The organism is Streptomyces sp. NPDC107500, assembly GCF_055582785.1.
Genome location: NZ_JBVJPF010000003.1, coordinates 738450 through 765051 on the forward strand (window position 1 = coordinate 738450; position 26602 = coordinate 765051).

Consider the following 26602-nt stretch of genomic DNA (forward strand, 5'->3'; position numbering starts at 1 on the left):
TCACATATTGGGGAGTCGCCTGTTGAATGACCAGCCGAAGTCATCGACAGCCTCGATGAGGACATGGCTTGGCACATTTCCCCCATTCGTGTACTCAGGCGTGACACTCATGGTGACAGTGTTGCCCGTCTGCCTCACATGCGCGGCGATTTCATTCTCCGCCGTCGAAATCGGCCCATTGTTCAGTGTGTCTCTCTGGGTGACGATGTTCCGCATGTCTCTTCCGTCTCCCCCGAACTGCTGACCGATCAAATGACCACGCGAATGCCCAGCTGCCTGACCTCCGAACCCGGGAGGAGCGTGCCGAGCGCCGCGCCCCGGCGAGCTACCGATGAGACCTGCGGCCGCGTCGTCCAGCGTCTGAGGAGTGACGACAGCGTAGGCCGGCCCTCGCTGACCATTGGCTGCTATTTCACTGTAGTACGGGCTCAATCCGAGAAGGTCGACGCCGGTATGAGGGTTTTCCACGTATGTGACCGGATTGGGCGCCGGTGCGAGCCCGAGCGGGTCCGGGGTGAGATACCGAGCCGTTTCGGGGTCATAGTGTCGAAAGTAGTTGTAGTGCAGCCCGGTTTCCGGATCGAAGTATTGACCAGGGAAGCGGAGAGGCGTATAGGCGGATGCATCGGAGTTCCAGGCCGCGACACCCCATAGCGTGACCCGTGTGCGCCATGCGATCTGCCCTCCTTCGTCCACGAGCTCTGTCGGTGTTCCGACCAGATCGGTGACTATGGAGAAGAACCGGGAGTCGATTTCCTCCTGACCCCCATCCGAAGCGATGATCCGCTCCGTCTGCGCGATGGGATGGAAGCCGTCGTGGTCCCAGGTCGTCGCCACGCGGGGTGCCGCAGAACCTGTCGCGGTTGTCTGTTCGCACAGAATCACACCGTCCCAGGTGAAGGCGGTCTGCTCCGCCACGCTCGATTCATCATGGGACAGCCTCTGTTTGGCGATACGTCGACCCAGCGGATCGTAGAGGTATCGCCAGGAGGTCCCGTCGGGTGTACGGACGGAAGTCAGTCGACTCTCCGGGTCCCAGGTGTATCGCCAGGTGTCACGCCGTCCGGAGAGCTGTCTCTTCTGACGCGCTATTACGCGTCCCAAGGCGTCGTAGGTGAATCGAGTACGCCCTGCACGATTGAGCTCCGTCCCGGCATGGACGCGAGCTCCGGTCGCATCCGAGCCGGGATGCCAGGACGGCCATGATGCGTCCGTGAGATTGCCGGCCTCATCGTAGGCATAACGCTCGGACCAGTTATGTGCCCTCACCTCGGTGACACGATGTGCGGCGCCGAGGACGAACCGACGATGTCCGGAGCGAGCATCAAGTATCGCGGTGAGGTTTCCGTCCTCGGCGTACTCGTACTCACGGTGCAAGAGTCCGACGTCATCGCGGGCGAGATCCTGCGCCGTCAGCCGCCCCAGACTGTCGTGAGTCTGAGTGAAGACGATGCCGTCCCCCAGCCACCGGGCGGTTTCCAGGCCGGAGTAGTCGTGCTGGAATCGCATCTCCCGGCCCGAGGCGTTCAGCCTCAGCCGATTCCCCGTCCCGTCGTACGCCCAGTCGCTCGTGGCTCCGGTGGGAGTCGTGCGACGGGAGACACGGCCCAGCCGGTCGTACTCATACGTCAACCGCTGACCGTTGACCGTCTCACTCGTTACGCGTCCGTTCGCGTCACGAGTGAGCAGCAGCTCCGCATCGGGTCCTGTTGCGGAGATCAATTGCCTGTTCAGGTCGTAAGCGAATCGTGTGATGTGCGCACCGCAGCGCTTCCGCACCAGGTTGTCGGCGGCGTCGTACCCGTAGTGGATGACGTTCTCGAGCATGTCTGCGCGTGAGCTGAGGCGCCCGGCAGCGTCATGGCTGTACCGGAGGGTGCGTCCGTCGAAGTCGGTCTCCGACACGAGGCGTCCCGCGGCATCGTGCTCGTAGGTCCACGTCAGTCCCTGGGGGTTGCGCACCTGCGCGAGACGCAGGTTGTGGTCGTGCGCGAACTCGTAACGCGCGCCGTCTGGTCCGGTGCGCGCCGAGGGCAGGTCGAAGTGGGTGTACTCGAAGCGTGTGACTGCGCCCACGGGAGTGGTGTGGCTGACACAGTTGCCCTCCCCGTCGTACGCCCAGGATTCGGTAGCCCCATCCGCGGTGATGAGCCGGGTCAGTTGTCCCTCGACCGTCCAGAACAGGTGAGTGCTCTTACCGTGGGGGTCGACGTACTCGACGATCCGGCCGAAGGCGTCCCGTTTCCAGGTAGTGGTGGCGCCGAGAGCGTCCGTCGTGGCCACCGGGAGTCCGGCGGCATCGCATTGCACGGTTCTGGTGCCGCCAAGGGCATCGGTCACCTGGGTCACGGATCCCGCCGCGTCATAGGTGAACCGGGTGGTTGCTCCGGTTGGATCGGTCATCCCGGAACAATTGCCGCGCGCGTCGTACGTTCGACTCCAGCAGGCACCATCGGGCCGGCGGATGAACGTGAGCAACCCCTCCACGCCGTATTCGAAGCGGAAGACCGCTCCGTCTGGTCGGACCGCTTCAATCGGCCGCCCGGCCTCATCGCGACTGAGCACCGTACGACGACCGAGTTCGTCCGCAGTGGACACGACGTGATGGTGGTCGTCGTACATGGTTCGCACCACGCCGCCGAGTGGGTCGATTTCGGCGACAACCTGCATGTTCTCGTTGACGACGAAACGCGTGGTGGCACCCTCCGCCGTGGTGAGTGCAGTGATGCGGCAATCCGGCCAGGCGGGATCAGAGCCGTCGTAGTGGAGCGTGACGGCTATATGTCCGGCCTCACCGCCTTCGGCCACACAGCGGTCGTGCTCGTCATAGGCATAGGAGTAGCGACTGTTGTTGGTGTCCGTCCACGACGTGACGCGCAACCGCTCGTCATAGGTGAACCGAAGGGGGAGACCGGACGAATTGCGAGCCTCGGTGAGATTGCCGTCGATGTAGCCATATCGCTTGATGAGGACGTCCGAGCCGTCCTCGGCAGCACCGGCCAGACTCAGGGCGACGACGCGACCGTTCTCAGTGAGAAGTTTGAGGTGGTAGCCGGCGGAGTGGCGAATCCCCAGGGGAGTTCCGTCGTCGTCGTAGTCGAAGACGATCGCCCGCCGGTTGCGGTCGGTTATGCGGGTGATTACCGAGATACCGTCACGATTGGGCCGAGAGAAGTGGCGCAGATGACCGGTTACGGTGTCTTTGACCTGGTAGCTGTCGTCGTCGAGTCGAACCAACGGATGACGTGGGCCCACCTCGGGTAGTACGGGCGTAGCCTCCCTTTCGGGGTGTGGATAGGCGAGTAGCAGACCGTCGTCCGTGACGTGGACGATGCCCATGTCGTCAAACTCGAGACGCTGGTCGATGGTGGAGGACCAGGTAGGGCCGAACCACCAGCCGCATCGGTAGTCCGACGCGACACGGCGGGTGAAGACGAGTGGTAGGTCGCCGGGAAGCTCGACGTCAATCTGCGGCATGTACATGGCGCCGGTCGCCATGTCAACGGGGTCACTGCCTTTCGAACGGACGACGCTTCTGACCCGGTTGTAGGCACCTCTCGTACCGTTCGCAAGCATGCCGCGAGCGCTCCTGCCGAGCCCCTTGAGGCCGGTCGCCATGCCCTTGAGGCCGACTTTGCCGGCGGCTTTGAGTCCTTTGGCGAGGCCGCCGAGGGTGGTCAGGCCCTTCATGCCGGGTATGCAGTCCAGCGCGGCTAGCCCCACGTCCCACAGGGATGCTTGCCCCTTGCTGTACTTGTAGAGCGTGTCCGCGAGCACGACCAAGGCCGCGACCAGGACGATCGCGCCCAGGATCGGGCCGCCGATGATCATCGCGACGATGCCGACGACCGCGACGACGACCTTGCAGACCATGACGATCGTGTCCCAGTTGTCGGAGAACCAGTCGCCGACGTCCTCCCACCACGACCGGTTCTGGATGCCCGCGTCCGACGCCTCGTCGATCTTGTTCTTCGCGTCCCGGGCCGCGTCCTCACGCATCTTGCGCGCGTCCTCGGCCATCTTCTTCGCCGCGTCCAGCGCGCTCTGCGCCGAGTCCACCGCCGACTGCGCGTTGGTCAGGGCCGTCTTCGCGTGCTGCGCGTCACGGGTGGCGGCGCGGACCTTCGCCTCGTCCGGCTTGTCCGCGTCCGACTTGCTGCCCGTCGGATCGTCCTTGTACTTGTCCGCCTCCTTCGACGCCCGCGTCACCCACGAGTCCGCTGAGGACAGCTTCGACTGGGCCGAGGTCAGGTCCTGACGGGCTTCACGGGCTTTGACGAGGGCCCGGTCGGCCAGGGCCTGGGCGCGCTCCAGCTTCGGCCAGAAGTCCGCGAGGGCGTCGCCGCACATGCCGTACGACTTCTCGAGTTTCTTCAGGTTCTTCGGGACGCCGGAGAACTCCTCCTTGAAGACCGTCGCGGACTTGCCCGCCCACTCCGCGAGCGTGGTCTCCCCCGCCATGCCCTTGACCAGACGCAGCGCCTCGGACACGTCATCGGCGAAGTCGTGCAGCGTCTTCGCGAGCGTGCGTACGCGTTGCGGGTCGCCCGGGGTCGGGTCCTTGTCCAGGTCCAGGACATGCCAGTCACTCGGCCTGTGACCCACCATCACGCAACCCCCGTCGACGCACGCACAACAGCAACAACCCGTATGCACAAGTGAACTTACAAGGCACTTGCGTTCGACGAAAGTGCTGCCTTCAGCGCCTGGACCGGCGTCGGCGCAGGACTTCACGTGCGTCGATGAGCGCGTACGACGCCTCCAGCCGCCAGGTCTCCAGCTTGTCCAGTACGCGTGACACGATCGTCCAACCCTTCAGCCACAATGGCAGTTGCCGGAACGGCACAAAGGTCATGGTGTCGGCGACGGCGTTCACGGCGATACTTCTTCGGCCAGGGCCCGCCGCCCGCAGAGCGGCGTACAACTCTGGCGTCAACTCGCCGTTGAGGCGGGCCGCGGTGCCCGCTGCCGTGTAGGCGAAGCCGCGCTGGGCAGCGTCCGGCAAACGCATCGCCCGGACGATCCGAGGCGACGCCTCCTCCAGCGGACAGTTGAAGGCCAACCCGATCACAGCGGTTCCCAGGTGGCGCTCTCCACGTTCGTAGGCCGCGTCCCAAGCAGCGGGGTCGTCGATACCGAGTAGGCCCTCGCCAGAGTCCCAGTTCAGTTCGGCTGTCACAACCGTCCGCGTCCTTTCAGCGGGGCCCAGAGCGAATTCTCTTGGTGATCTGCTCCATTGCCTTGTCCGGGGTGGAGGCCAGCAGCCAGACGTCGTCCATGCCCTCGTACACCGTGCCGTCCTCCGCCATGGTCAGGTGCGAGTTGCGGCGGGCGCGCATGCCGATGGGGTAGAGGGCCACACCCGCCCGGTCGGACAGGTCCTCGATGATCTCCGTGTCCCAGAAGGCCAGCAAGGGGTCCAGGGAGAACTCCCTCCACGGCATCTCGGCCCATGGCTCGCGGTGCGGGACTCGCAGTGCGCCGAATTCCGCCAGGAAGCGGCGGGCGGCGTCGTGGAGTTCGAAGCCGCCGATCTCCAGCAGGATGCTCTCCCAGGTGTCCGTGGGGACGGCTCTGCCGGGAGACCAGCCGGCCGCCCGCAGCACCCGGTCCGTCTCCGCCGGCCAGCGGGGCGATGTGGTGTCCGGGGCGGGGTCCACCGTGTCCACGCGCCGCCAGAAGGCGTGGTCGTCCGCTGCTCCTCCGTTCGGTTTCCAGAGCGCGGACGCGGTGGCCTGCATGTCCACCAGGCGGTCCAGAGCCTGGTCCGGGGTCATGGAGAGGAACTCCGCCTGGTCGCGCAGCAGGTGGAGTGACCCGTCCTGGCCGAGGCCCAGGAGTGTGGCGCCTTCGTCCGCTGTGCCCACGGGGTAGAGGTCCGCGCCCGCTTCGCGGCTCGCCCTCGCGAAACGTTCGTCCTGCCACTCGGCTGTCAAAGGGTCGAAGCGGATGGCCGACGAGGTGGCGATCGTGTCGGCCGGCCAGCCGTGCGTCACCAGGCCGCCGAACTCGGCGAGGAACCGGCGCGCGGCTTCGTGGGGTGCGAACCCGCCCCGCTCGCTCAGGATCGACTCCCACGTGGCCGTCGGGACCGCGCGGTCCGGTCGCCAGCCCGCTCTGCGCAGCACGGTCTCCGTGCGCGTCGACCATCGCCGTCTCATGGGGTGAGGGGTCAGGCCGTGAACCGGAACGAAGAAGTGATCGCGTCGAAGATGTCGAAGAAGGAGTCCGCCAGGTCGAGGACCTGGCTGCTGCCCGCGACCAGGGCGACCTTGCCCTCCTGGCCCGGGACCGGGATGTAGGTCTGCATCAGGACGGCGCGGACCGTGCGGTTCAGGGCGTCGTCCGGGACCGGGATGTCCTCGATGCCCTGGGTGCGGGCGGCGGGGCCGACGCCGGGGATGTCGACCGTGGTGACCTTGCGCCAGGAGTCGCCGGGCTTCCTGGGCTCCTTGACCGCCAACTGGCCCGCTATGGCGGCCGGGTCGTTGGGGAGGGGGTCGCCGGAGGACGTGCGGCCGCCGATCAGCGACACCGTCACCGAGCCCGTGATCGGGGTGTCGCCGCCGAAGCTCTCCGCCATGCAGCCGCAGTACAGGGCGCCCGACTTCCACGCGTCCGAGGCCGCCTTCTGGAGGAAGGTGATGTACGCGGAGCGGGACGGGGCCAGCTCCGGGTACTGCCGGACGCGGTCGTCGACCATGTGGCGGATCGAGTCGTCCCGGGACTCCGGGCGGACGTCGAACTCCCACCAGGACTCCGGCACCTTGATCCGGAACCCGCCTCGCTCGACGGTCAGTGCCTCCGTGTAACGGGCCATGACGTGACCGGCCTCCCCGTGCGTCGTTCGATGATCCGTGCCGTCATCGTCCCACCGTTCGAGCGGCCGACAGGGCCGTGGGGGCGCTTGCGGCAGATAATCGCTCACCCGTTTGGGGGAAAATCTATCGTGGCCGCTGTAGACATTCGGCGGCTTCCGTGGTTAATCTTCTGCTGTAGCCAAGAAGTCAGGGAGAGAAGGAGGAGGACGCCATCAGGATCGCCCGGCCGAGAACGTTCTCACCGGGTACCGCAGGCCCCGGAACGGAAGGTGGTCCCACGGTCACGCATCCGCGATCCCTCATCCGCCCGCCCCTCGACGGGGCCCGGGACGGAAGCAGAAGGCCGGCAGTGAAGTAGCCAGCCGGCAGGTGGTGTTACAAATCCCTCGGGGCCCTGGTGCCGTACGGCACCAGGGCCCCTCGACCGTTTACGCAGGCCCCCGAACCGTCAGCAGAGGTGCAGATGACCGCAGACAGATCGCTCGACCCCATCGACGACGACGACTACCCCGCGTACACCATGGGCCGCGCGGCCGAGATGCTCGGCACCACGCCCGCCTTCCTGCGGGCCCTCGGCGAGGCGAGGCTGATCACGCCCCTGCGCTCCGAGGGCGGCCATCGCCGCTACTCCCGCTACCAGCTGCGTATCGCCGCCCGCGCCCGCGAGATGGTCGACCAGGGAACCGCCATCGAGGCGGCCTGCCGCATCATCATCCTGGAGGACCAGCTCGAAGAGGCCCAGCGCATCAACGCCGAGCTGCGGCGGGGCGGCGCCGAGACCTCCGGGAACTCGGCGGGAAGTGCCCGTACCGCCCGGTAATCCCACCGAGCGGTGCGCCCCCGGCGGTCCCATGGATAAAATCCGTGCTCATGCCGAAGCCTGACGAGCTGCTCATGGACGTCGCCGCCCTGGTGGAGTCCGGGCAGAGCAGCCGGATGTCCCTGACCGTGGTCACCCACGGCGCTGTCATCACCGGTCGCCTGGCCCCCGAGAGGGTCTGGAGGCGGCGGGTGTCGGAAGTACTGACGGACTCAGCCGACCTGGGCGACTTCTCCGCCGTCTTCGACGGTCACGCGGAGAAGGCCGGGCCACCCACGCACCTGCACTTCCATGTCGCCCGGATCCTCCAGGGCACCATGGGAATCCCGGAGACGGGCGGTATGTACCGCGTGGCGATCGAGGACGTCAGCGCCTGGACCGTGGGTGACTTCAGCTACTCCGACCACTGAACCCCCCGCGCCCGGCGGGGGGTGACCCCCTCAGACGACGCCCTGCGCCAGCATCGCGTCCGCCACCCTCTCGAAGCCCGCGATGTTGGCGCCCGCGACGTAGTCGCCCGGGGTTCCGTAGCGGGCGGCGGTTTCGTGGCAGGTGGTGTGGATGTTGGTCATGATGGCCGCGAGTTCGTCCTCGACGCGGGCCGCCGGCCACGACGTGCGGGCGTGGTTCTGGGCCATCTCCAGGGCGCTGACCGCGACGCCGCCCGCGTTGGCCGCCTTGCCGGGGCCGAAGGCGACGCCGGCCTGCTGAAGGAGGTGGACGGCGTCGGGGGTGGTCGGCATGTTGGCGCCCTCGGAGACCGCCTTCACGCCGTTGCGGATCAGAGCCGTCGCGGCCTCGGCGTCGAGTTCGTTCTGCGTGGCCGACGGGAGGGCGACGTCCGCCGGGACCTCCCAGACACTGCCGCCGGGGACGAAGCGGGCGGAGGCGCCGCGGCGTGCGGCGTACGTGTCGACGCGGCCGCGTTCGACCTCCTTGACCTGCTTGAGCAGGTCCACGTCGATGCCCTTCTCGTCGACCACGTAGCCGGAGGAGTCCGAGCAGGTGACCGGGTTCGCGCCCAGGGCGGTCAGCTTCTCGATGGTGTAGATCGCGACGTTGCCCGAGCCGGACACCACGGTCGTCTGGCCCTCCAGGTCCTCGCCGCGCTCGCGCAGCATCGCCGCCGCGAAGAGGACGTTGCCGTAGCCGGTCGCCTCCGGGCGGATCAGGGAGCCGCCCCAGCCCGCGCCCTTGCCGGTGAGGACGCCGGCCTCCCAGCGGTTGGTGATGCGGCGGTACTGGCCGAAGAGGTAGCCGATCTCGCGGCCGCCCACGCCGATGTCACCCGCCGGCACGTCGGTGTGCTCGCCGATGTGCCGGTACAGCTCGGTCATGAACGACTGGCAGAAGCGCATGACCTCCGCGTCGCTGCGCCCGCGCGGGTCGAAGTCGCTGCCGCCCTTGCCACCGCCGATGCCCAGGCCGGTCAGGGCGTTCTTGAAGATCTGCTCGAAGCCCAGGAACTTGATGACGCCCAGGTTCACCGAGGGGTGGAAGCGCAGGCCGCCCTTGTACGGGCCCAGCGCGCTGTTGAACTCGACGCGGAAGCCCCGGTTCACGTGCACCCGGCCCCTGTCGTCCTGCCACGGGACCCGGAAGACGACCTGCCGCTCCGGCTCCACCAGCCGCTCCACCAGGCCCGGCTCGGCGTACTCGGGGCGTGCCTCGAGTACCGGCGCGAGTGTCTCCAGCACCTCGCGGGCCGCCTGGTGGAACTCGGGCTGAGCCGGGTTGCGGTGCTCGATCTCGGTGAGGAGACGGGCAAGCGTGGTCTTCGTGTCGGGTCGCGTCGTCGTCACGTGGACCTCTCTGGTATCGGTGGCACCGTTCCGGGTCAGTGTTACGTGCAGGTAAACGTCCTGACCAGCACCCGGCCACGGTATGAGACGAAGCCCTCCCCGGCCCTCACGCCCCGCCGCCGCCCCCATCGTCCGTGCGCGTGCCCAGCATCGCCGCCGTGAGGACGTTCCCGGCGACGCCCCAGCCGCCGTCCGGGACCTCCTCGACGAGGACGACGGTGGTGGGGCGGGCGCGTTCCCCGTATATCTCCGCGTAGAGGTCCGTGGTGCGCTCGATCAGCTTCTTCTTGTCGGCCGCGGTGAGGGTGCCCGCGGGGACCTTGAACTCGGCGAAGGGCATCTCAGACCAGCCCTCCGTTGGCGCGCAGGACCTGGCCGTTCACCCAGTGGCCCGCCGGGCTGCCCAGGAAGGCGACCACCTCGGCGATGTCCTCGGGGCTGCCCAGCCGCTCCAGCGGGGGGACCTTCGCGAGGCGGTCGATCTGCTCGGGGGTCTTGCCGTCCAGGAAGAGGTCGGTCGCCGTCGGGCCGGGCGCGACCGTGTTCACGGTGACGTCCCGGCCGCGCAGCTCCCGCGCCAGGATCAGCGTCATCCCCTCCACCGCCGCCTTGCTCGCCACGTACGCCCCGTACTCGGGGAACCGCGTGCCGACCACGGAGGTCGAGAAGGTCACCAGCGAGCCGCCCGCGCGCAGCCGCCGGGCGGCCTGCTGGGCGACGACGAAGGTGCCGCGGATGTTGGTGCGGTGCATGGCGTCGAGGGCCGCCAGGTCCAGGTCGGCGACGGTCGACAGGGTCATCCGCCCGGCGGCGTTCACCACCACGTCCACCCCGCCGTACTCCCGCTCCGCCCGGTCGAACAGCGCGGCGACCTCCTTCTCGTCCGCCACGTCGGCCTGTACGGCGACCGCCCGGCCGCCGGCCCCGGTGATCGCCGCGACCGTCTCCTCGGCGGACGCCGCGTCACGCGCGTAGTTCACGACGACCGCCAGGCCGTCCCGGGCGAGCTTCCGGGAGACGGCCCGGCCGATGCCGCGCGAGCCGCCGGTGACGACGGCGACCCGGGGGCCGGGGGCGGCGGGGTCGTGCTGGGCGGGCTGTGTGCTCGGTGTCATGTCGGTCATGTCTTCACCCTGCGCCGCCCCGGCCCACGCAACCAGGGGATGTCATCCCCTGGGTGGCCGACCCGGCCGGGCGCAGAATGGGGTGCATGGGCGCTGTGAAGTACACCGAGCTGGGAGCCTTCCTCCGCTCCCGGCGTGAGCGCATCCGGCCGGCCGACGTGGGGCTGCCCTCGGGGCCGCGCCGACGGGTCCCCGGACTGCGCCGCGAGGAGGTCGCCCAGCTCGCCGGGGCGTCGGTGGACTACTACAACGAGCTGGAGCGGGGTGCCGGGTCGCAGCCGTCGGAGCAGATGATCGCCGCGCTGGCGCGGGCGCTGCGGCTCTCCGCCGACGAGCGGGACTACCTCTACCGGCTCGCCGACCGGCCGGTGCCCGTGCAGGGCGGGGCCGCCTCGCACGTCCACCCCGGCATGCTCGACCTGCTCGGCCGGATGACCTCGACCCCGGCCCAGGTGATCACCGACCTGCACGTCACCCTCGTACAGAATCCGCTGGCCGTGGCGCTGCTCGGGGACCAGTCGGGGCTGCGGGGGCCGAGGGCCAGCTTCGTGCACCGCTGGTTCACCGAGCCGGCGGCGCGGGAGCTGTATCCCGAGGCCGACCACGAGAGCCAGTCCCGCGCCTTCGTCGCCGACCTGCGGGCCGCCGCCGCGCGCAGGGACGCGCGGGATCCGGAGGCCGGCTCCATGATCCGTACGCTGCTCGGCGTCTCACCCGAGTTCGCCGCGCTGTGGGCCGACCACGACGTCGCCTTCCGGCGCGACGACCGCAAACGGCTCCACCACGCCACGCTGGGCCTGATCGAGGTCAACTGCCTCAACCTGTTCAGCGAGGACGGGCGTCAGCGGCTGCTCTGGTTCACCCCGGCGGTGGGGACGGAGAGCGCGGGGCTGCTGGAGCTGCTGGCGGTGGTGGGCACGCAGGCGATCGTCGAGACGATGCCCGGCTGAGCCCTCAGCGGAGCAGCGCCCCGGTGCCGCCCAGGGCCAGGCCCGTCACCAGGCAGCAGGTGCCCACCCGCAGGCAGCGGTACTTCGCGACGAGGATGCGGCTGATGTCGACCAGTTGCACCGCCAGCCACGACACCCGGTCTTCGGCCGCGGCGCGGACAGCCTGAACGATCCCGCCGACGTCGGGCGGTGCGAGGGCGTCGGCGAAGAAGGTCATGCCGGGGCCGGTACGGGACGTTCCGGTGCGCGGCAGGACGACACGGACCAGCAGTGCCGTGCCGACGGCCCACAGCAGACCGCCGGAGACCAGTAGGGCCCAGGGAGCCCCGGTGACCGGCGGGGCGGGCTGCCACGCCCCGCCGAGCAGCAGCGCCGGGAGCGCGAAGGCGGCTCCCGACAGCAGCACCGCGGCCTTACTGTCGGCGCGGGCGAGATCCTCACGGGCGTGGGCGAGCAGCCGTTCGGCCACGTAGAGGTCGGCCGGTTCCCGCGTGGCCGCGGCCGGGTCAGGCATCGTGGCCGCCACCCGGGCCACCCGGTCGCGGCTTGGGGCGGCGCCGCCCCTGTCGAACGTAGTTGATCTTCCCGTCGGCGGTCGCGGGCTGGGTGGGTGAAGGCGGCGGCTGGGTGGGTGAAGGCGGCGGCTGGGGCGCCGCGGGCGGTGCCGGCGGTACGGGCGGGACGGACAGGCCGTTCGGCAGAGTAGGCGTGGGCGGTTGCGGCGGTGCGGGGGACGCCACAGGGTTCCGGGCCGTGGCGGCCGTCCACTGCACCGTGGGCGGCTGTACGACCGGGGCGGGCGGCGCCGGAAGCGCGGGCGCGGACTGCGCCGGCAGCTGGGCCGGGGGCTGCGGCAGACCCTGGTCGAACAGCGCGCCGCCTCCGTTCATCCTGGCGAAGTCGAGGAGCTGCTGCACCACGGGCCCCTCGATCTGGTGCCGCTGCACCATGTCGTGCTCGATCAGCCGGGACAGGAAGGCCAGCGCACCCTCCCGCTCCTGCCGCACCTCCTCCTGGAGTTCGCGCAGGATCTTCGGGGCCTGCGACGGGTCGCGCGCGAGCAGGAGGGCGTACTGATCGGTCTTCCCGGCTTCGATCAGCTCGCGCGCCGTGGACAGGTTGGCCCGGACCCGGGCCGCGTCCGCGTCGTCCTGCGCCGACCGCACCCCCGAGGTGTGCTCCACGTCCAGCAGCCTCTTTCGGTGGTCCCGGGCGGCCTGGCCCAGGTCGATGCGCACGTAGACCACGGTGCTCAGGCCGAGTTCGGCCCCGAAGGACTCCCAGGCCCCGCCCGCCAGCTCGGCCTGGATCGCCTCGTCGGCCGCCTGGGCGGCTTCGAGCCCGTAGCGCCGGGTGAGCACCCGCAGTCTCGCCAGGAGCGGGGCGCACAGCATCTTCTCGACGTCCCGCACCCGCTTCTCGGCCGCGAGGGCGAAGTCCGCGACCTCCCAGTGGACGTCCACCGCGCACCGGAAGTCGCCCCGGTTGTCGTAGCTGGGCAGTTCCATCTCGAAGGAGGCCTGGTACTGCCCCCGGGCGATCAGGCAGACCGACGTGGGCTGCCGGCTGAGCCGCGGCCGGTCGACGTGGAGCGCGCCCTGCGCGGTGACGACGCTGTGGCCGCCGTTGCGGTAGTACACGACGGCGGCACGCTGCTGTCCGCGGTGCTTGTACGGGCCTTCGGGGAAGATCTCGTCCAGGAAGGGGCCGCGCAGATCGTCCGGGAGCGCCGCGTCGGCTGCGCCGTGGGTGTTCGACGCCCCCTGTGGGCTGGTGTTCTGGCTCATCGGGTTCCTCCCGCCTGGACCGCCTGCGACAGGCGGTGGACGTAGTCCTGTTCCCATGGTTCGTCGGGGTCCTGGGACAGCTCCGCGATCAGCGACAGCGTGCGCTGCCGGTCGTCCTCCTTGAGCGTGAGCAGCGGCAGGAAGCGCAGGACCTCGCGCTCCCACTCCGTGCCGCGGCAGGTGCGCAGCCACCTGGTCAGGATGTCGAGCGCGGGCCGGTACGAGCGGCTGGTGTTGAGCGCCGTCCACAGCAGCCCGGCGACCTCGGGGGCCAGCTCGGGGCGGGTCGCGCAGATCGCCAGGGCCAGCGGCCACCGCTCGCGGCCGCCGAGTTCCTCCGCCGGGTTCCAGACGTTGTCCACCGTCAGGTCGGCCAGGAACAGCGTGCCGGCCAGGCCGAGGTTCTGGTGCTGCCGTCTGCTGTCGTTGAGCCACGCCCTGATCCTGACCAGCGGCTCGCGGTCGGTGGTGAAGCCCGCCAGGTGGGCCACGCTCTCCGCGGCGACGGACCGCATCCGGCCGTCCTTCCAGGTGCCGATCCGGCCGAGCGCGCCGAGTGCCTCCCCCACGGTCCGGGCCGCGGTACCCCGGCTGAGCACGACCGCGGCGGTCCAGCGGAGGTTGGTCCGGTCGCTGTGGCTCCACGTCTCGACGAGTGAGCGCAGCGCGGCCCCGACGTTCGCGTCCTCCAGTACGCCCTGCAGGGCGGTCGCCACGAACAGGCCGCGGCGGGCCTGGTCGGCCTCGGCCATCGGGACGAGCAGCTCCCCCAGGGTGTGGGCGCAGTCCAGCCGGCACAGCTCGCCCGCCGCCACCGCCGCCCTGATCCCCACCTCCTCGCGTCGGTCCTGGCAGAGGGAGTCCAGCCAGCGCAGCACCGGTGCGCGCATGTTGTGGTGGTGCTCCCACAGATGGGCCAGGACGGCGGGCGCCAGCGCGGTGCCCCGAAACCGCATGGTTCGCACGGGGATGAGCGCCCCCGCGACCAGCGGCTGCCTGCGGGTCTCGGTCGTGGCGCGGGCCGAGGCGAGCCGGGCCTGAAGACCGTCGCCGAGCACGGACCGCCCGGGCGTCCGCTCGGGGTCGACGGTCACCGCCAGTTCCCAGGCGAGCAGTTCGGCGGCCTCGGCCACCACGTTGACCGAGGCGCCGCCGAGCACCGCCAGCGAGATCCGGAAAGCCGCGTCCCGCAGCCGCGCCGAGGTCTCCGCGTCGGCGCCGCCCGCGAACCAGGTGCGTACCTGCTCGACGGCGAAGCCGCGGCACTCGACGAGGAGTTGCTCCTGGGTCAGGCCGCCGGTCACGTGCCGGGCGACCAGTCCGGCGAGCCGGGCCGCCTCGGAGGGCAGCAGCGCCTCCAGGCCCAGGGCCTCCCGCACGTCGTGGCGGCGCGCCGCCCGCCGGGCCGCCTCCCGGGCTCCGGACGGGCCGCCGTCCAGCTCGGCCGCCAGGTGGCCGTCGAGCACGGCTTCCTCGGCGGGCGGCCGGTGCCTGCGTTCGTAACGTGTCCGGACCGCCCCCCGGTCGCCCGGGTCGGGCACGGACAGCAGTACGGCGTAGGCCTCGCGGTCGGTCAGCAGGCGGCGGAGTCTGTCCAGGTGCAACTCGGCGGGCAGCCGGCCGTCGGCGGGTTCCAGGGCGTAGCCGTGGCCCTGGGCGATGGGGCTGTCCTCGTCGCCGGAGTCCAGGGCGGTGAGTTCCGAGCCGGGGTCCAGCCGGGACACGTTGCCCCGGCCCAGGTCGTCCAGGAGCGACAGGGCGGTGTACATCCGGCCGCTGCCGGGCTGCCCGCAGAGCACCAGCAGGCGGTCCTCGCGCAACTGCCGCTTGCAGTCCTCGTAGTCCGGCGGCTGGATGAACCGCCGGCGCAGCCGCAGCAGTTCGTCGTCCGGTAACGGCCCCGCGAGCAGGGCCGCCCGCCCCGTCTCGCCGAAGCGGAAGTTGACCGAGCCGATGGTGCCGCCGACGTAGGTACTGGCGTCACGCAGGTAGACCGACCGGGTCTCCCGGGCGATGTGGGCTGCGCCCGGCCCCGCGGTGGCCCGGCCACCGCCCTTGGCCGACGGGTCGGCCTCGGAATCGCCGCCCAGCAGCTCGTCCTCGCCGTCCGCCGGCGGGGTGCCGTCGGCTCGCTGCGGCCGGCCGGGGCGCGCGCGGCCGCCCTCCGCCTCCGGTTCCCGTACCGGCCCCTGCCCGTCCTGGGCCGGCTCGGCGTCCGTGTCGACGCTGGTCATGGCTTCTCCCCCGAGCCGCTGCCGCCGCGGCGGTGTTCGATCGTGATGTCCCCGAAGCTGCCCTGGAACGCCTGCGCCGAGTCGCTGACCGTGACGTTCCCGAAGTGGAAGCCGGAGCCGGCGTCCCGGGCGGCCCGCGCGTCCCGCCCGGCCGGCTGGGCGGATTCCCCGGCCCCGGGTTCCGGCGGCGGTGCGCCGCGGCCCGGCACGGTGAACCAGGCCTGCTGCTCCCCCTCCTTGAGCCGGAGCCGGTACCGGCGGTAGTGCGCAGGCTCGATCCACCGGCCGCCGTGCCGTACGACGTCGTGGTGGAGCCGATCGGTGACCGCCACCAGCAGCGGCGCGTCCGACAGGCCGGCCAGCACCGCCTTGGCCTCCTCGCAGTTGCCGATACGGCAGGCGAGGTCGACGGCGGCGCCGGAGAAGCCGTCGTCGTCGGGCGTGAACGGCCCCACGCCGAGCCCGGCTCGCAGCCGCAGCGGCCGGCTCAGTTCCCGGTTGACCTGGCGCAGGTTCTGGTGGAGGTACTCCGTCCACTCCCCCACCAGCGCCTCGGGGCGGCGCGGCTCGACCACGGCGAGGATGCCGTCACCCCGGTCCTCCTGGGCCAGCCGGGCGCCGCCGATGCCCGCCTTGAGGAAGGCGTCCTCGGCGACGCGGTAGATCCGCTCGCGCAGCGCCGGACGGTCCGGGTCCGGGGTCGATCCCGAACTCTGAGTGTCCAGGCTGATGATGAATCCGTACTGTGCTCCGCCCCGCATCGCTTCCCGCCTCTTCGGCATCGTTCCCCGCCTCTCGCCCGGCCTCGGCCGTCCGCCCTCACCGTCTGCCCTCCGCCGTCACTCTGGCGTCGCGCCCCGCGCCGCGCTGTAGCCGTTTACACACCCGGCCGGGGGTCACCCCTCACCGCGCCGGTCGACGGCCTCGGCGAGTGGAGGCGGGCACGCTGCCGAGGAGCCGCAGGGGTTCCAGGTCGGCGACGGTGATGACCTTCGGTCCGGTGAGCACGAGCCCCTGCTCGCGCAGCAGGCGCAGCGCCTTGGCCACCGCCTCGCGGGTCGCGCCGATCGCGGCGGCGATCTCGTGCTGGGACAGGGGAAGGCGGATGACGACCCCGCCGTGCTCCCTGCGGCCGGTGCGGTCCGCCAGCTCCACGAGGCAGGCGGCCAGCCGTTCGAGGACGGTGGCCGAGGCCAGGGAACTGCGCTGGTCGTCCGCGCTGCGCAGGCGTTCGGTGAGCTGGGCCATGACCAGGCCGGAAACGAACGGCCGGGCCGCCATGAAGTGCCGGAAGTGATCGCCGGGGACGGCGAGCGCCTCCACGGTGTCCAACGCGCTCACCGTGGCGCTGCGGGCGCGGCCGTCCAGAGCGGCCATCTCACCGACCAGCTCACCGGCCTGACGCAGGGCCAGTATGAGGCGGCCGCGCTCGGTCGCCCGCCACACGGTGCACCAGCCGCCCAGGATGACGAGCACGAACGTGCCGGACTCGCCCTCGCCGAGGAGTTCCTCCTGCGGCTCGTAGACCCGCCGATGCCCGAGCGCCGACAGCGCCTGACGATCGGCTTCGCCCAGCTTCTCCAAGAACGCCTGGTGTTCCCCGAACAGCCCCATGTGGCCCCCCACCGGCTCCGCGCGACACACAGCGTATTCCCCGCGTCACTCGTTTTCAGCCGAACGGAGGGGCCGGGTGTTCAGTTCTGCGACGCGTACGGCAGGAAGGTCGACCAGGCGTCGGGGGTGAGGGTGAGGCGGGGGCCGTCGGTGTGCTTGGAGTCACGGACGTGGATCGTGCCGGGGGTCTTCGCGATCTCGACGCAGGAGTTGCCGTCGTTGCCGCCGCTGTAGCTGCTCTTGAACCACGCCAGTTCGGCCTTGCGGATCATGTTTCTCCCAGCAGTTGCTCGATGAAGGCCAGCGACTCCCCCGGTGAGAGCGCCTGAGCCCGGATGGTGCCATACCGCAGCTCAAGGATGCGCAGGTGCCTGGGCTCAGTGAGCGCCCGGCTGTTGAAGGCGCCGTCGGAGCGCCCCACCGCCGTGCCGTCGGGGAACTTCAGCAACTCGATCCGTCCGTCCAGTCCGGAATGAGTGTCACAACCTGTCGGCATCACCTGGAGCACGACATTGTGCAACCGGCCCACCTCCAGCAGGCGTTCGAGCTGCTCACGCCAGACCATTGTGCCGCCGATCGGTCGTCGCAGCGGACCCTCTTCCAGGACGAAACTGAGCGCCGGAGCGGGTGTGCGTTCGAACACCGACTGCCGGGCCAGCCGAGCAGCCACCATGCGTTCGACGTCGTCGGGCGAGTACGGCGGCTGCGCGGCGCCGATCACGGCACGCGCGTGCTCCCTGGTCTGCAACAACCCGGGGATGACATGGCACTCGTACAGCCCGATCTCAACGGCCTTCCCCTCCAACTTCCCCAGCTCCCGCACCCTCTTCGGATACCGGACCCTCTTCACGTCCTCCCAAGCCGCCGCGATCAACCCACCCGCGTCCAGCACCGCGTCCGCCCTGTCCAGGTACTCCTGCCGGGGAATCCGCTTGCCGCCCTCGACCTTGTAGACCAGGTCCTCCCCGTACCCGACCGCCTCCCCGAAGTCGGCGGCCCGCATCCCCACCGCCTCACGGCGGAGCTTCAGCTGGCGCCCCACCGTGGCGATGACGGCGACGCCCCACTCGTCGTCGGGGTCCACCTCCCAGCCCGTGCCGTCCGGCTCGCCCGTCTCGACCGTCATCCCGCGCCCCTTCGTCGTACTGGCCGTGTTGCCCTCAGCGCCCTACCCGTGCGCCCCGCCCCGACAGCCCCGACAGCGGTGGACAACCACCGGACAGTGACTGTACGTACCCGCTGAGTCACTTCTCACCGTACGCACACACCACCACGCTGAGTGACGTGAACCAGAAATCCGCCGAACTCACGACGCCCGTACGCAACTTCAGCGTGCAGCTCTCCCCCACGCCGCGCGGGGCGCGTCTCGCCCGTCTGCTCGCGGCCGAGCAGCTCCGGAGCTGGGGCTTGCCCCAGGACCCCGCACGCCAGCTCGTGGCCGAGCTGGCGGCCAACGCGGCGGAACACGGACGCGTCCCCGGGCGCGACTTCCGGCTCACGCTCTACGTCGTCGGCGACTTCCTGCGCATCGAGGTCACCGACACCCGGGGCGAGCGGCTCCCCTGCCCGCAGGCGCCCGCCCCGGACGCGGAGTCGGGGCGCGGCCTGCTGCTCGTCGAGGCGCTGGCACACCGGTGGGGGGTCGTGGAGGGGCGCTTTCCGCGGAAGACGGTGTGGGCCGAACTCAGCTGCCAGGCAACGGAGTACACCCCGTGAAGGATCATGTCCGACATGACCAACACCTCACGCCGCAACGTGCTCACCTTCCTCGCCGCCTCGGCCGCCACCGTCCCCCTCGCCGGCGCGGCCGGCGCCTCACCCGCGCGAGCCGCCGGGCAGGGCGCGGCCGCCCCGGCGGTCGCACCGGCCGCCCTCACCGCTGCCCGCTCCTCCGTGACGACGGCGCCACTGGGGCCCGACTGGTTCGCGCACCTCACCCTGGCGTCCCGGCTCACCGCCACCGTGCTGCCGGGCACCCCCGCCCGCACCGAGGTCACCTCCGGCGGCAGACGCGTCGCGCTGCTGACCCACGGTGCCCGCAGCGTCCTGGTGCCCGGTCCGCGGCGGACGTTCACCGAGAACAAGAAGCCGTTCGTGGACGACTTCGTCCGGACGCTGCCCGACCCGGCGCTGCCCGCCGCCGACCGGGCGTACTGGGGCACCTCTCCCGGCGGCGGCAGCTGGTCCACCCTCGGACCGGTGGACGCCGACTACGCGGTGAGACCGGGGGCCGGGACCATCGCCCTCAGCACCGACTACGCCAGCCGTCACGCCACCCTGCGGGACGACGGGATCACCGACGTCGACGTGCGCTCCGTCGCGCGCTTCGACAAGGTGCCGACGGGTGACGCCTGCTCGTACGCCCTGTCGTTCGGGTACCAGGACACCCACAACAACTACCGGGCCCGGCTCTCCTTCACCACGTCCGGGGCGGTGCAGTTCCGGGTGGAGAAGGAGGTCGCCGACACGGTCACCCAGCTCGCGGCGGAGGTGACGCTCGCCACCGGTGTGCCGGCCGGTACCGACTGGACGATACGGGTGCGGCGCGAGGGCACCGGGATCCGCGCCAAGGCCTGGCCCTCGGCCGGCGCCGAGCCCTCCGGGTGGGCCTTCGACGTCACCGACGCCACCTTCGGCAAGGGCCGCGTCGGCCTGCGCGCCCTCGCCAACCGGGGCTGCGCCAACCTGCCGGTGACCCTGCTCGTCAGCCGGTACGAGGTGACGGCCGCGGACTGGGCGGCGCCGCCCGTCGTCACCCACTCCTCCTGGGTGCGGTTGCTGCCCGAGCCGTTCGACGGGGTCTGGACACCGGAGCTGGAGGCGGTCGTGCGCGGCTGGTACGGCTCGACGGCGCCGGACGTCCTGGCGTACGCCGCCATGTTCCTCGCGGGGGCGTCCCCGGTGGTCGCCGGGGCCGGGCCGGCCGAGGGCAGGCAGGTCATGGGTGAGGCGGGCTACGGCTACCTGGATCCGCGGGGCCACCGCTACGAGGGCGCCGACTTCCACGAGTACATGCACAGCGGCTGGACGTTCCCGGACGGCACCTACACCGGCCCGTCCGCCAAGCAGGCCGGGAACCTGGACTGCTCGGGGTACACCCGCATGGTCTACGGCTACCAACTGGGCGTACCGCTGGCGGCGGGCCAGGACACCTCGGGCACCCGGCTGCCCCGCAAGTCCCGGGACATGGCCGACCACGCGCCCGGGGTGCGCGTCGCGCGGACGGACGGTGCGAAGCCGCCGGCGGCCGAGCAGCTCCAGCCCGGCGACCTGGTCCTGTTCAACGCCGACTCGGGGGACGACACCGAGACCGCCACGGCGGACCACGTCGGCATCTACCTCGGCGAGGACGGCGCGGGCGGGCGCCGCTTCCTCTCCAGCCGCAAGACGGCGAACGGGCCGACCATGTCCGACCTCGGGGGCGCCTCGCTGCTGGACGGCACCGGCACGTACGCGCGGACGCTGCACACGGTGCACCGCGTCTGAGGCGTCCGGCCGCCCTCCGCGGGCGAGGCGACCCATTCTGGTCTGTACCAGACCCTTGCCCCCGCCCCTCACCCGCCGCAAGCTCCCCCTATGGAGCTGGAGTTGCGGCATCTCAGGACGGTCCGGGCCATCGCCGACGCCGGCAGCCTCACCAGGGCGGCGACGGCGCTCGGGCTCGCGCAGCCCGCGTTGAGCGCGCAGCTGAAGCGGATCGAACGGGCGCTGGGCGGGGCGTTGTTCGTCCGGGGGCGGCACGGGGTGCGGGCCACCGCGCTCGGGGAGCTGGTGCTGGAGCGCAGCCGGATCGTGCTGCCCGCGGTGACCGAGCTGCAACAGGAGGCGGCCCGGTTCGCGCGGGCCCCGCGGACCGCGCGGCACCTGCGGCTGGGCGGCACCCACGGGCCGCTCCTCGGCGCCTTGGTGGACCGGCTCGCCGACGTGGCGCCGGACGCCCGGATGACGACCTGCACTTCCTGGTCGGAGCGGGAGCTGGCCGAGCAGCTGGCCGACGGCCGGCTGGACTTCGCGCTCGCCGGGACCTGCGGATCGGCGGCCCCGCCCGGTGCCGAGGGGCTGGTCTGGCGGGAGGTCGCCGTCGACCCGGTCTTCGTGATGATGCCCGGCGGCCACCCGCTCGCCGACCGGCCGGAGGTGGACCTGACCGAGCTGGCGGGCGAGGAGTGGGCCTGCGTACCCGGCGACGGCTGCTTCGGCGACTGCTTCACCGCCTCGTGCGCCCGCGCCGGGTTCACCCCGCACCGCATGTACGAGACCGACACCGCGTCCCTCGTCCACCTGGTGCAGGTGGGCCGGGCGGTCGGCCTGTGCCGGGCGACCTTCCCGACCACCCCCGGCATCGTCACCCGCCCGCTCACCGGCACCCCACTGGCCTGGCGGCACCTGCTGGGCTGGCACGAGGTGACGCAGCAGCGGGACACCGCCGCGACCGTGCTGGCGCAGGCGCGGATGGCGCACGCGGGCGTGGCGGCGGGCAGCGACAGCTACACCGAGTGGATGGCGGCGCACCGCGTACCGTGACGGCGCCTTCCCCGACGGACCGCGCCTTCCCCGACGGACGGCGCTTTCCATAACGCCGGGGAGAGGGCCGGCCGACGTCTTATGGACACCGGTCGTCCCTCCCTACGGTTTCGGCACCTCCCCACCGAGACCGAGGAGATCCCCCATGCCCCACCGACACCGACAGACCAGAGCCGTGGGTGCCGCCGTCGCCGCGACGGCCGCCCTGCTCGTGGCCGGGCTCAGCGGCTCCGCGAGCGCCGGGACGGCACCCTCCCCCGCCGCGCCCACGGCCGCCGAGGCGCTGCGCGCCGACGCCGCCCCGCCCGCCCTGCTCCGGGCCATGGAGCGCGACCTCGGCCTCGACCGGGAGCAGGCCGAGCGCCGGCTCACGAACGAGGCCGAGGCCGGTGCCGTCGCGGGCCGGCTGCGGGCCGACCTCGGCGGCGACTTCGCGGGCGCCTGGGTGCGGGGCGCCGAGTCGGGCACGCTGACCGTGGCGACGACGGACGCGGCCGACGTGGCGCTGATCGAGGCGCGGGGCGCGGTGGCCGAGGTCGTCCGGCACTCGCTCGCCGACCTGGACGCGGCCAAGTCCCGGCTGGACCGGGCGGCAGCTCACCGGGACACCACCGACGCGCCGGTCCGGTACGTCGACGTACGCACGAACACGGTCACCGTGCAGGCCGTACGCCCCTCCGCGGCCCGCGCCCTCCTCGACGCGGCCGGTGTCGGCGCCGGGCTCGCGCGCGTCGAGAAGTCGGCCGAGCGGCCCCGCCCGCTGTACGACCTGCGGGGCGGCGAGGCGTACTACATCAACAACAGCGGGCGCTGCTCGATCGGCTTCCCGGTCACCAAGGGCACCCAGCAGGGCTTCGCCACCGCCGGTCACTGCGGCCGGGCGGGCGCGAGCACGAGCGGCGCCAACCGGGTGGCCCAGGGCACCTTCCAGGGGTCGGTCTTCCCCGGCCGCGACATGGCCTGGGTGGCCGTCAACTCCCAGTGGACGGCCACGCCCTACGTCAACGGGGCGGGCGGTCAGAACGTGCAGGTCGCCGGGTCGACGCAGGCGCCGGTCGGGGCGTCCGTGTGCCGGTCCGGTTCCACCACCGGCTGGCACTGCGGCACCGTCCAGCAGCACGACACCAGCGTGACCTACCCCGAGGGCACCATCACCGGCGTCACCCGCACCACGGTGTGCGCCGAGCCCGGCGACTCCGGCGGCTCGTACATATCCGGCAGCCAGGCGCAGGGGGTCACCTCGGGTGGCTCGGGCAACTGCGGCAGCGGCGGTACGACGTTCTTCCAGCCGATCAACCCCCTGCTCCAGAACTACGGCCTCACCCTGAAGACGACCGGGGGTGGCGGCGAGGATCCGGGCGAGCCCGGAGAGCCCGGCGGCACCTGGGCGGCCGGCACCGTCTACCAGGCGGGCGACACCGTGACGTACGGCGGCGCCACCTACCGCTGCCTCCAGGGCCACCAGGCCCAGCAGGGCTGGGAACCGTCGAACGTACCGGCGTTGTGGCAGCGAGTGTGAGCGGCTGACCCTCTGGAACGGGGGGGACGGGCCCGGGTGTGCGCAGGGAGAGCGCGCCCGGGCCCGGCCGCGTCCTCGTACGTCAGGTGCGGGTGACCCGGCCGCAGGACCCGTCCGGCGTGAGGGGCACGGTGGTGTCGTACGGGTCGACCGCGGCCCCGGTGGGTCGCTCGCCGTCGGGGGCGTCGTCCGCGAACCCGGGGTGCAGGTAGCCGTCGTCGACGCCGCAGTCGGTGTTGTTGTGCTCGGCGTAGTACTTCTCCAGCAGCAGCCTGCCCTCGGTCACGTCCCAGGCGGCCGGGTCGTTGAGCGTGAGGGTCAGTTCGCGCCGGACGATCACGCGGGCCACCGGACCGTCGGGGGCGTTGGTCCGCACCAGCGGGTAGACGAAGGTGTAGTCCGCGTCGACCTTCACCACCCCGGGCTCCCCGGCGGCGAGCGTCATGCGGCCGCGGACCTTGACCACGTCGCCGGCCGGGCGGACCTCGGCCGGGTCGAACCGGGTGAAGAGCAGCAGCGGGTCGTGCTCCTCGTCCGGTTCCCGCAGCGAGCGGCGCAGGTCGGGCAGCAGCTTGGGCTGCTTCGGGTCGAGGACCGCCAGCGCCTTGTCCGGCTGCCCGCCGCGCAGGACGCCGGGGTCCAGGTTGGCGGCGACCAGCAGGTCCTTGGTGCGGCGCAGCGCGAACGCCACGTCGTCCTCGCTCATCCCGGAGAGCGCCTTCGCCTTCGGTACCTCGATGGCGTCGGCACCCTCGGCCCACTGTTCGGCGGGCGAGCCGCGGAAGGGGTGCTCGGGCGTGGCCCGGCCGGAGCCGGCGGGGTCGCCGGGGGCGCCGGCCGGCCGCTCGGTCTCGGCCGCCGGCGGCTGTCCGGAGCCGCCGCCGTCGTCGTCCGGCAGCACCAGCGAGGGCCGTACGGCCACGACCGCGAGCGCCGCCAGGACCAGCACGCCGACGACCGCGCCCACCCGCCGCTTCCGGGCGCCGCCCGCCGAGGGCGCCGGGCCGGTACGCCATCCCGGCGGGGGCGGCGGCCCCTGGTCCTTCCGTCCGCCACGAGGGTCCGCGCGCCGGGCCGCCTCGTCCTCCTCCCGCAACCGCCGGGCCACCATCCGGGCGCGCGCGGAGGGCTCCTTGGGCGCGGAGGTGCCACCGCCCTCGGCGGCCTCCCGCAGGAACGCCTCCAGTTGCTCGTCGGACAGGGAGGACGACGGGTCGTCGTCGGAACGGTCGGGGGGCGGGACGGTACTCACGGGCTCACTTTCCGGTGCGGTGCGGCGGCCGGCGGGAACTTCCGGCGATCAATCGTGCCGTCCCGTGCGGGAGAAGTGCAGGGCCACGAGGGGTTCGTGACCCAATCACAACCCCTCCGCGGGCAGGCCAACGGCCGCCTCACGCCCGCAGATACGCCAGGACCGCCAGCACCCTGCGGTGGGTGTCGGTCGCCGGAGGCAGGTCGAGCTTGGTGAGGATGCTCCCGATGTGCTTGCCCACCGCCGCCTCGGAGACGACGAGTTGGCGGGCGACCGCCGCGTTGGACCTGCCCTCCGCGACCAGCGCGAGCACCTCCCGCTCACGCGGGGTGAGCCGCTCCAGCGGGTCCCGGCGGCGGCGCAGCAACTGGCGTACCACCTCCGGGTCGACGACCGTGCCGCCGGCCGCGACCTCGGTCAGCGCCCCGACGAACTCCTCGACCTGGCCTACGCGGTCCTTGAGCAGGTAGCCGACACCGGTGCCGTCGCCGGAGTCCAGCAGGTCGGAGACGTAGGCCCGTTGCACGTACTGGCTGAGGACGAGAACCGGCAGGGTGGGCCGCTCCTCGCGCAGTCCCACGGCCGCGCGCAAGCCCTCGTCCTGGAAGCCGGGCGGCATGCGGACGTCGGTGACGACGATGTCCGGGCCGTGCTCCGCCACGGCCGCGACGAGGGCGTCGGCGTCGCCCACGGCCGCCTCGACCCGGTGGCCGAAGCGGGCGAGCAGGCCGGTCAGCCCGTCCCGCAGCAACACGCTGTCCTCGGCCAGCACTACGCGAAGCGTTCGGTCCACTCGCAAGGAATCTCCACGCGCAACAGGGTCGGTCCGCCCGGCGGGCTGGACAGGGAGAGTCTGCCATCGAGCACCGACACCCGGTCGGCGAGACCGGTCAGCCCGCTGCCCGCCCCGGCGTCGGCGCCGCCCCGGCCGTCGTCCCTGACCTCAAGGAACAGCCGTCCGTCGAGGTGCCCGCCGGTCACCTCCGCGCGGTCGGCGCCGCTGTGCCTGCCGACGTTGGCGAGGGCCTCGCGGACCACGAAGTAGGCGGCGGCCTCCACCGCCTGGGGCAGCCTCCCGGCCAGCTCCAGGGTGACGTCGACGGGCACGGCGGACCGGTCGGCGGCGTCGGCCACCGCGGCCTCCAGGCCGTAGTCGGCGAGGACCTTGGGGTGGATGCCGTGGATCAGCTCCCGCAGTTCCTCCAGCGCCTTGCCCGCCTCGCCGTGCGCCTTGGCGAGCTGATCGGCCAGCGGTCCGGGCGGCGCGTCCAGCCGGGCCAGGCCGAGGGCCATCGTCAGGGCCACCAGACGCTGCTGCGCCCCGTCGTGCAGATCGCGCTCGATACGGCGCCGCTCCGACTCGAACGCGTCCACCAACCGCACGCGCGAGCGCGTCAGTTCGACGACCCTGGCGCCCAGGTCGCCGTCGCGCGGGGCGATCAGGACCCGGGTCAGCTCGGCCCGCGCACCGGCGGCCAGACCCAGCGCGTAGCCGCCCAGGGCGAGGAGCAGCAGGCCGAGGAGCGCGGCGCCGAACGCGGTCGGCCAGGTGGTGACCGTCCACGTCTTGAGCACTTTCGCCTCCGCGCCGCCGCCGACGGTCGCCATCAGCAGCGGGGTGGCCACCATGGACAGCGGGGTGGCCAGGGCGGCGGTGACGACCACGGCGTCCACCGGCCAGAGCAGACCGGCGAACAGCAGGGCGTGGCCCAGCTCCCGCCAGGTCGCCCGCTCCCGCAGCCGGGTGGTCAGCCAGGGCCACAGCCCCGGCACGGCCGGCCGCCGGTGCCGGTCCGGGGCGGGGTCGCGGTCGACGATGCGCAGCCGGTACCGCTCCAGGTGGGCGACGGGTATGCCCGCGAGGACGGTGAGGACCAGCAGCGGCAGGCCCACCACGACGACGGCGAGGACACCGGCGACAGCGGCGGCGGCCGTGATCCCCACCAGGGTCACGGCACCGGCCACCGCCCCGGTCAGCAGGTGGGCGACCGCGCGCCAGGGCCACGCCGACAGCAGGAAGCCGGGGCCGGACATGGCCTGCCACACGTTCCGAGGGTGCATGCCGATCACCGTAGAACTCCCCTCCGCGGCCGGACCATCGGCCCAGGGGGCGCTTCGGGGGTATGGCCCGCCCTACCCCACGTCTCGCCTCCGC

Annotated in this window: 24 protein-coding genes; 7 read left to right on the top strand and 17 right to left on the bottom strand. The window is 71.8% G+C overall.

The window, feature by feature from the left end:
* The 4 genes from ACZ67M_RS15020 to ACZ67M_RS15035 form a co-directional block, all read right to left on the bottom strand.
* Positions 1-4608 carry an RHS repeat-associated core domain-containing protein gene (locus ACZ67M_RS15020; protein WP_469851355.1) on the bottom strand — a complete coding sequence of 1536 codons (4608 nt, stop codon included), beginning with the start codon at positions 4606-4608 and terminating at the stop codon, positions 1-3.
* Positions 4609-4699: 91 nt separating this feature from the next.
* Positions 4700-5179, bottom strand: coding sequence for a hypothetical protein (locus ACZ67M_RS15025; RefSeq protein WP_469851111.1), 480 nt, complete (start codon positions 5177-5179; stop codon positions 4700-4702).
* A 16-nt stretch (positions 5180-5195) separates the two neighbouring features.
* Positions 5196-6161 (bottom strand): SUKH-3 domain-containing protein, encoded by a 966-nt coding sequence (locus ACZ67M_RS15030; RefSeq protein WP_469851113.1) that lies wholly within the window; start codon positions 6159-6161, stop codon positions 5196-5198.
* 11 nt (positions 6162-6172) lie between these two features.
* Entirely contained in the window at positions 6173-6820 is a 648-nt protein-coding gene (locus tag ACZ67M_RS15035; RefSeq protein WP_469851114.1) for a hypothetical protein, read from the bottom strand.
* 464 nt (positions 6821-7284) lie between these two features.
* On the opposite strand from ACZ67M_RS15035, the gene ACZ67M_RS15040 reads away from it, so the two are divergent.
* Both ACZ67M_RS15040 and ACZ67M_RS15045 read left to right on the top strand, forming a co-directional pair.
* Positions 7285-7641 (top strand): MerR family transcriptional regulator, encoded by a 357-nt coding sequence (locus tag ACZ67M_RS15040; protein WP_361352912.1) that lies wholly within the window; start codon positions 7285-7287, stop codon positions 7639-7641.
* Between the two features lie 50 nt (positions 7642-7691).
* Positions 7692-8051: a hypothetical protein gene (locus tag ACZ67M_RS15045; protein WP_064731926.1), complete on the top strand. Its 360-nt coding sequence runs from the start codon at positions 7692-7694 to the stop codon at positions 8049-8051.
* Positions 8052-8081: 30 nt separating this feature from the next.
* On the opposite strand, the gene gdhA is transcribed toward ACZ67M_RS15045, so the two are convergent.
* The 3 genes from gdhA to ACZ67M_RS15060 form a co-directional block, all read right to left on the bottom strand.
* Positions 8082-9443, bottom strand: a complete 1362-nt coding sequence (gdhA, locus tag ACZ67M_RS15050) for an NADP-specific glutamate dehydrogenase (RefSeq protein ID WP_469851116.1) — start codon at positions 9441-9443, stop codon at positions 8082-8084.
* A 106-nt stretch (positions 9444-9549) separates the two neighbouring features.
* Complete coding sequence (locus ACZ67M_RS15055) at positions 9550-9783, bottom strand: 4-oxalocrotonate tautomerase family protein (protein ID WP_385794517.1); 234 nt, start codon at positions 9781-9783, stop codon at positions 9550-9552.
* Between the two features lies 1 nt (position 9784).
* Complete coding sequence (locus ACZ67M_RS15060; RefSeq protein WP_469851118.1) at positions 9785-10567, bottom strand: SDR family oxidoreductase; 783 nt, start codon at positions 10565-10567, stop codon at positions 9785-9787.
* A gap of 77 nt (positions 10568-10644) precedes the next feature.
* Here ACZ67M_RS15060 and ACZ67M_RS15065 point away from each other — a divergent pair, with 77 nt between their 5' ends.
* Positions 10645-11517, top strand: coding sequence for a helix-turn-helix transcriptional regulator (locus tag ACZ67M_RS15065; protein ID WP_469851356.1), 873 nt, complete (start codon positions 10645-10647; stop codon positions 11515-11517).
* 4 nt (positions 11518-11521) lie between these two features.
* On the opposite strand, the gene ACZ67M_RS15070 is transcribed toward ACZ67M_RS15065, so the two are convergent.
* The 7 genes from ACZ67M_RS15070 to ACZ67M_RS15100 all read right to left on the bottom strand — a co-directional run bounded on the left by ACZ67M_RS15070 (position 11522) and on the right by ACZ67M_RS15100 (position 18278).
* Positions 11522-12031, bottom strand: a complete 510-nt coding sequence (locus tag ACZ67M_RS15070; protein WP_392009894.1) for a Pycsar system effector family protein — start codon at positions 12029-12031, stop codon at positions 11522-11524.
* Positions 12024-13304 carry a hypothetical protein gene (locus tag ACZ67M_RS15075; RefSeq protein ID WP_469851120.1) on the bottom strand — a complete coding sequence of 427 codons (1281 nt, stop codon included), beginning with the start codon at positions 13302-13304 and terminating at the stop codon, positions 12024-12026. Before ACZ67M_RS15075 ends, ACZ67M_RS15070 begins: the two co-directional genes overlap by 8 nt.
* Positions 13301-15538, bottom strand: coding sequence for a hypothetical protein (locus ACZ67M_RS15080; RefSeq protein ID WP_469851122.1), 2238 nt, complete (start codon positions 15536-15538; stop codon positions 13301-13303). The genes ACZ67M_RS15075 and ACZ67M_RS15080 overlap by 4 nt, the downstream gene beginning before the upstream one ends.
* A complete protein-coding gene (locus tag ACZ67M_RS15085) occupies positions 15535-16299 on the bottom strand; it encodes a hypothetical protein (RefSeq protein ID WP_392009887.1) in 765 nt (254 codons plus the stop codon). Before ACZ67M_RS15085 ends, ACZ67M_RS15080 begins: the two co-directional genes overlap by 4 nt.
* A gap of 142 nt (positions 16300-16441) precedes the next feature.
* Entirely contained in the window at positions 16442-17152 is a 711-nt protein-coding gene (locus ACZ67M_RS15090; protein ID WP_469851123.1) for a Crp/Fnr family transcriptional regulator, read from the bottom strand.
* An 80-nt stretch (positions 17153-17232) separates the two neighbouring features.
* Entirely contained in the window at positions 17233-17424 is a 192-nt protein-coding gene (locus tag ACZ67M_RS15095; RefSeq protein WP_385860935.1) for a DUF397 domain-containing protein, read from the bottom strand.
* Positions 17421-18278, bottom strand: a complete 858-nt coding sequence (locus tag ACZ67M_RS15100) for a helix-turn-helix domain-containing protein (RefSeq protein ID WP_361352927.1) — start codon at positions 18276-18278, stop codon at positions 17421-17423. The genes ACZ67M_RS15095 and ACZ67M_RS15100 overlap by 4 nt, the downstream gene beginning before the upstream one ends.
* 158 nt (positions 18279-18436) lie before the next feature.
* On the opposite strand from ACZ67M_RS15100, the gene ACZ67M_RS15105 reads away from it, so the two are divergent.
* The 4 genes from ACZ67M_RS15105 (at position 18437) to ACZ67M_RS15120 (ending at position 23195) form a co-directional block, all read left to right on the top strand.
* Complete coding sequence (locus tag ACZ67M_RS15105; RefSeq protein ID WP_469851126.1) at positions 18437-18868, top strand: ATP-binding protein; 432 nt, start codon at positions 18437-18439, stop codon at positions 18866-18868.
* Between the two features lie 15 nt (positions 18869-18883).
* Positions 18884-20638: an NlpC/P60 family protein gene (locus ACZ67M_RS15110; RefSeq protein WP_469851127.1), complete on the top strand. Its 1755-nt coding sequence runs from the start codon at positions 18884-18886 to the stop codon at positions 20636-20638.
* Between the two features lie 90 nt (positions 20639-20728).
* Complete coding sequence (locus ACZ67M_RS15115) at positions 20729-21676, top strand: LysR family transcriptional regulator (RefSeq protein ID WP_361352933.1); 948 nt, start codon at positions 20729-20731, stop codon at positions 21674-21676.
* Between the two features lie 145 nt (positions 21677-21821).
* Positions 21822-23195: a carbohydrate-binding protein gene (locus tag ACZ67M_RS15120; protein ID WP_469851129.1), complete on the top strand. Its 1374-nt coding sequence runs from the start codon at positions 21822-21824 to the stop codon at positions 23193-23195.
* An 82-nt stretch (positions 23196-23277) separates the two neighbouring features.
* Here ACZ67M_RS15120 and ACZ67M_RS15125 read toward each other — a convergent pair whose 3' ends face one another.
* The 3 genes from ACZ67M_RS15125 to ACZ67M_RS15135 form a co-directional block, all read right to left on the bottom strand.
* Positions 23278-24447 carry a hypothetical protein gene (locus ACZ67M_RS15125; RefSeq protein WP_361352938.1) on the bottom strand — a complete coding sequence of 390 codons (1170 nt, stop codon included), beginning with the start codon at positions 24445-24447 and terminating at the stop codon, positions 23278-23280.
* Positions 24448-24586: 139 nt separating this feature from the next.
* A complete protein-coding gene (locus ACZ67M_RS15130) occupies positions 24587-25219 on the bottom strand; it encodes a response regulator transcription factor (RefSeq protein ID WP_361352941.1) in 633 nt (210 codons plus the stop codon).
* The gene (locus tag ACZ67M_RS15135) at positions 25219-26508 is read right to left on the bottom strand and encodes a sensor histidine kinase (protein ID WP_392009867.1); all 1290 of its coding nucleotides are present in this window, start codon (positions 26506-26508) and stop codon (positions 25219-25221) included. The genes ACZ67M_RS15130 and ACZ67M_RS15135 overlap by 1 nt, the downstream gene beginning before the upstream one ends.
* Between the last annotated feature and the right edge of the window lie 94 nt (positions 26509-26602).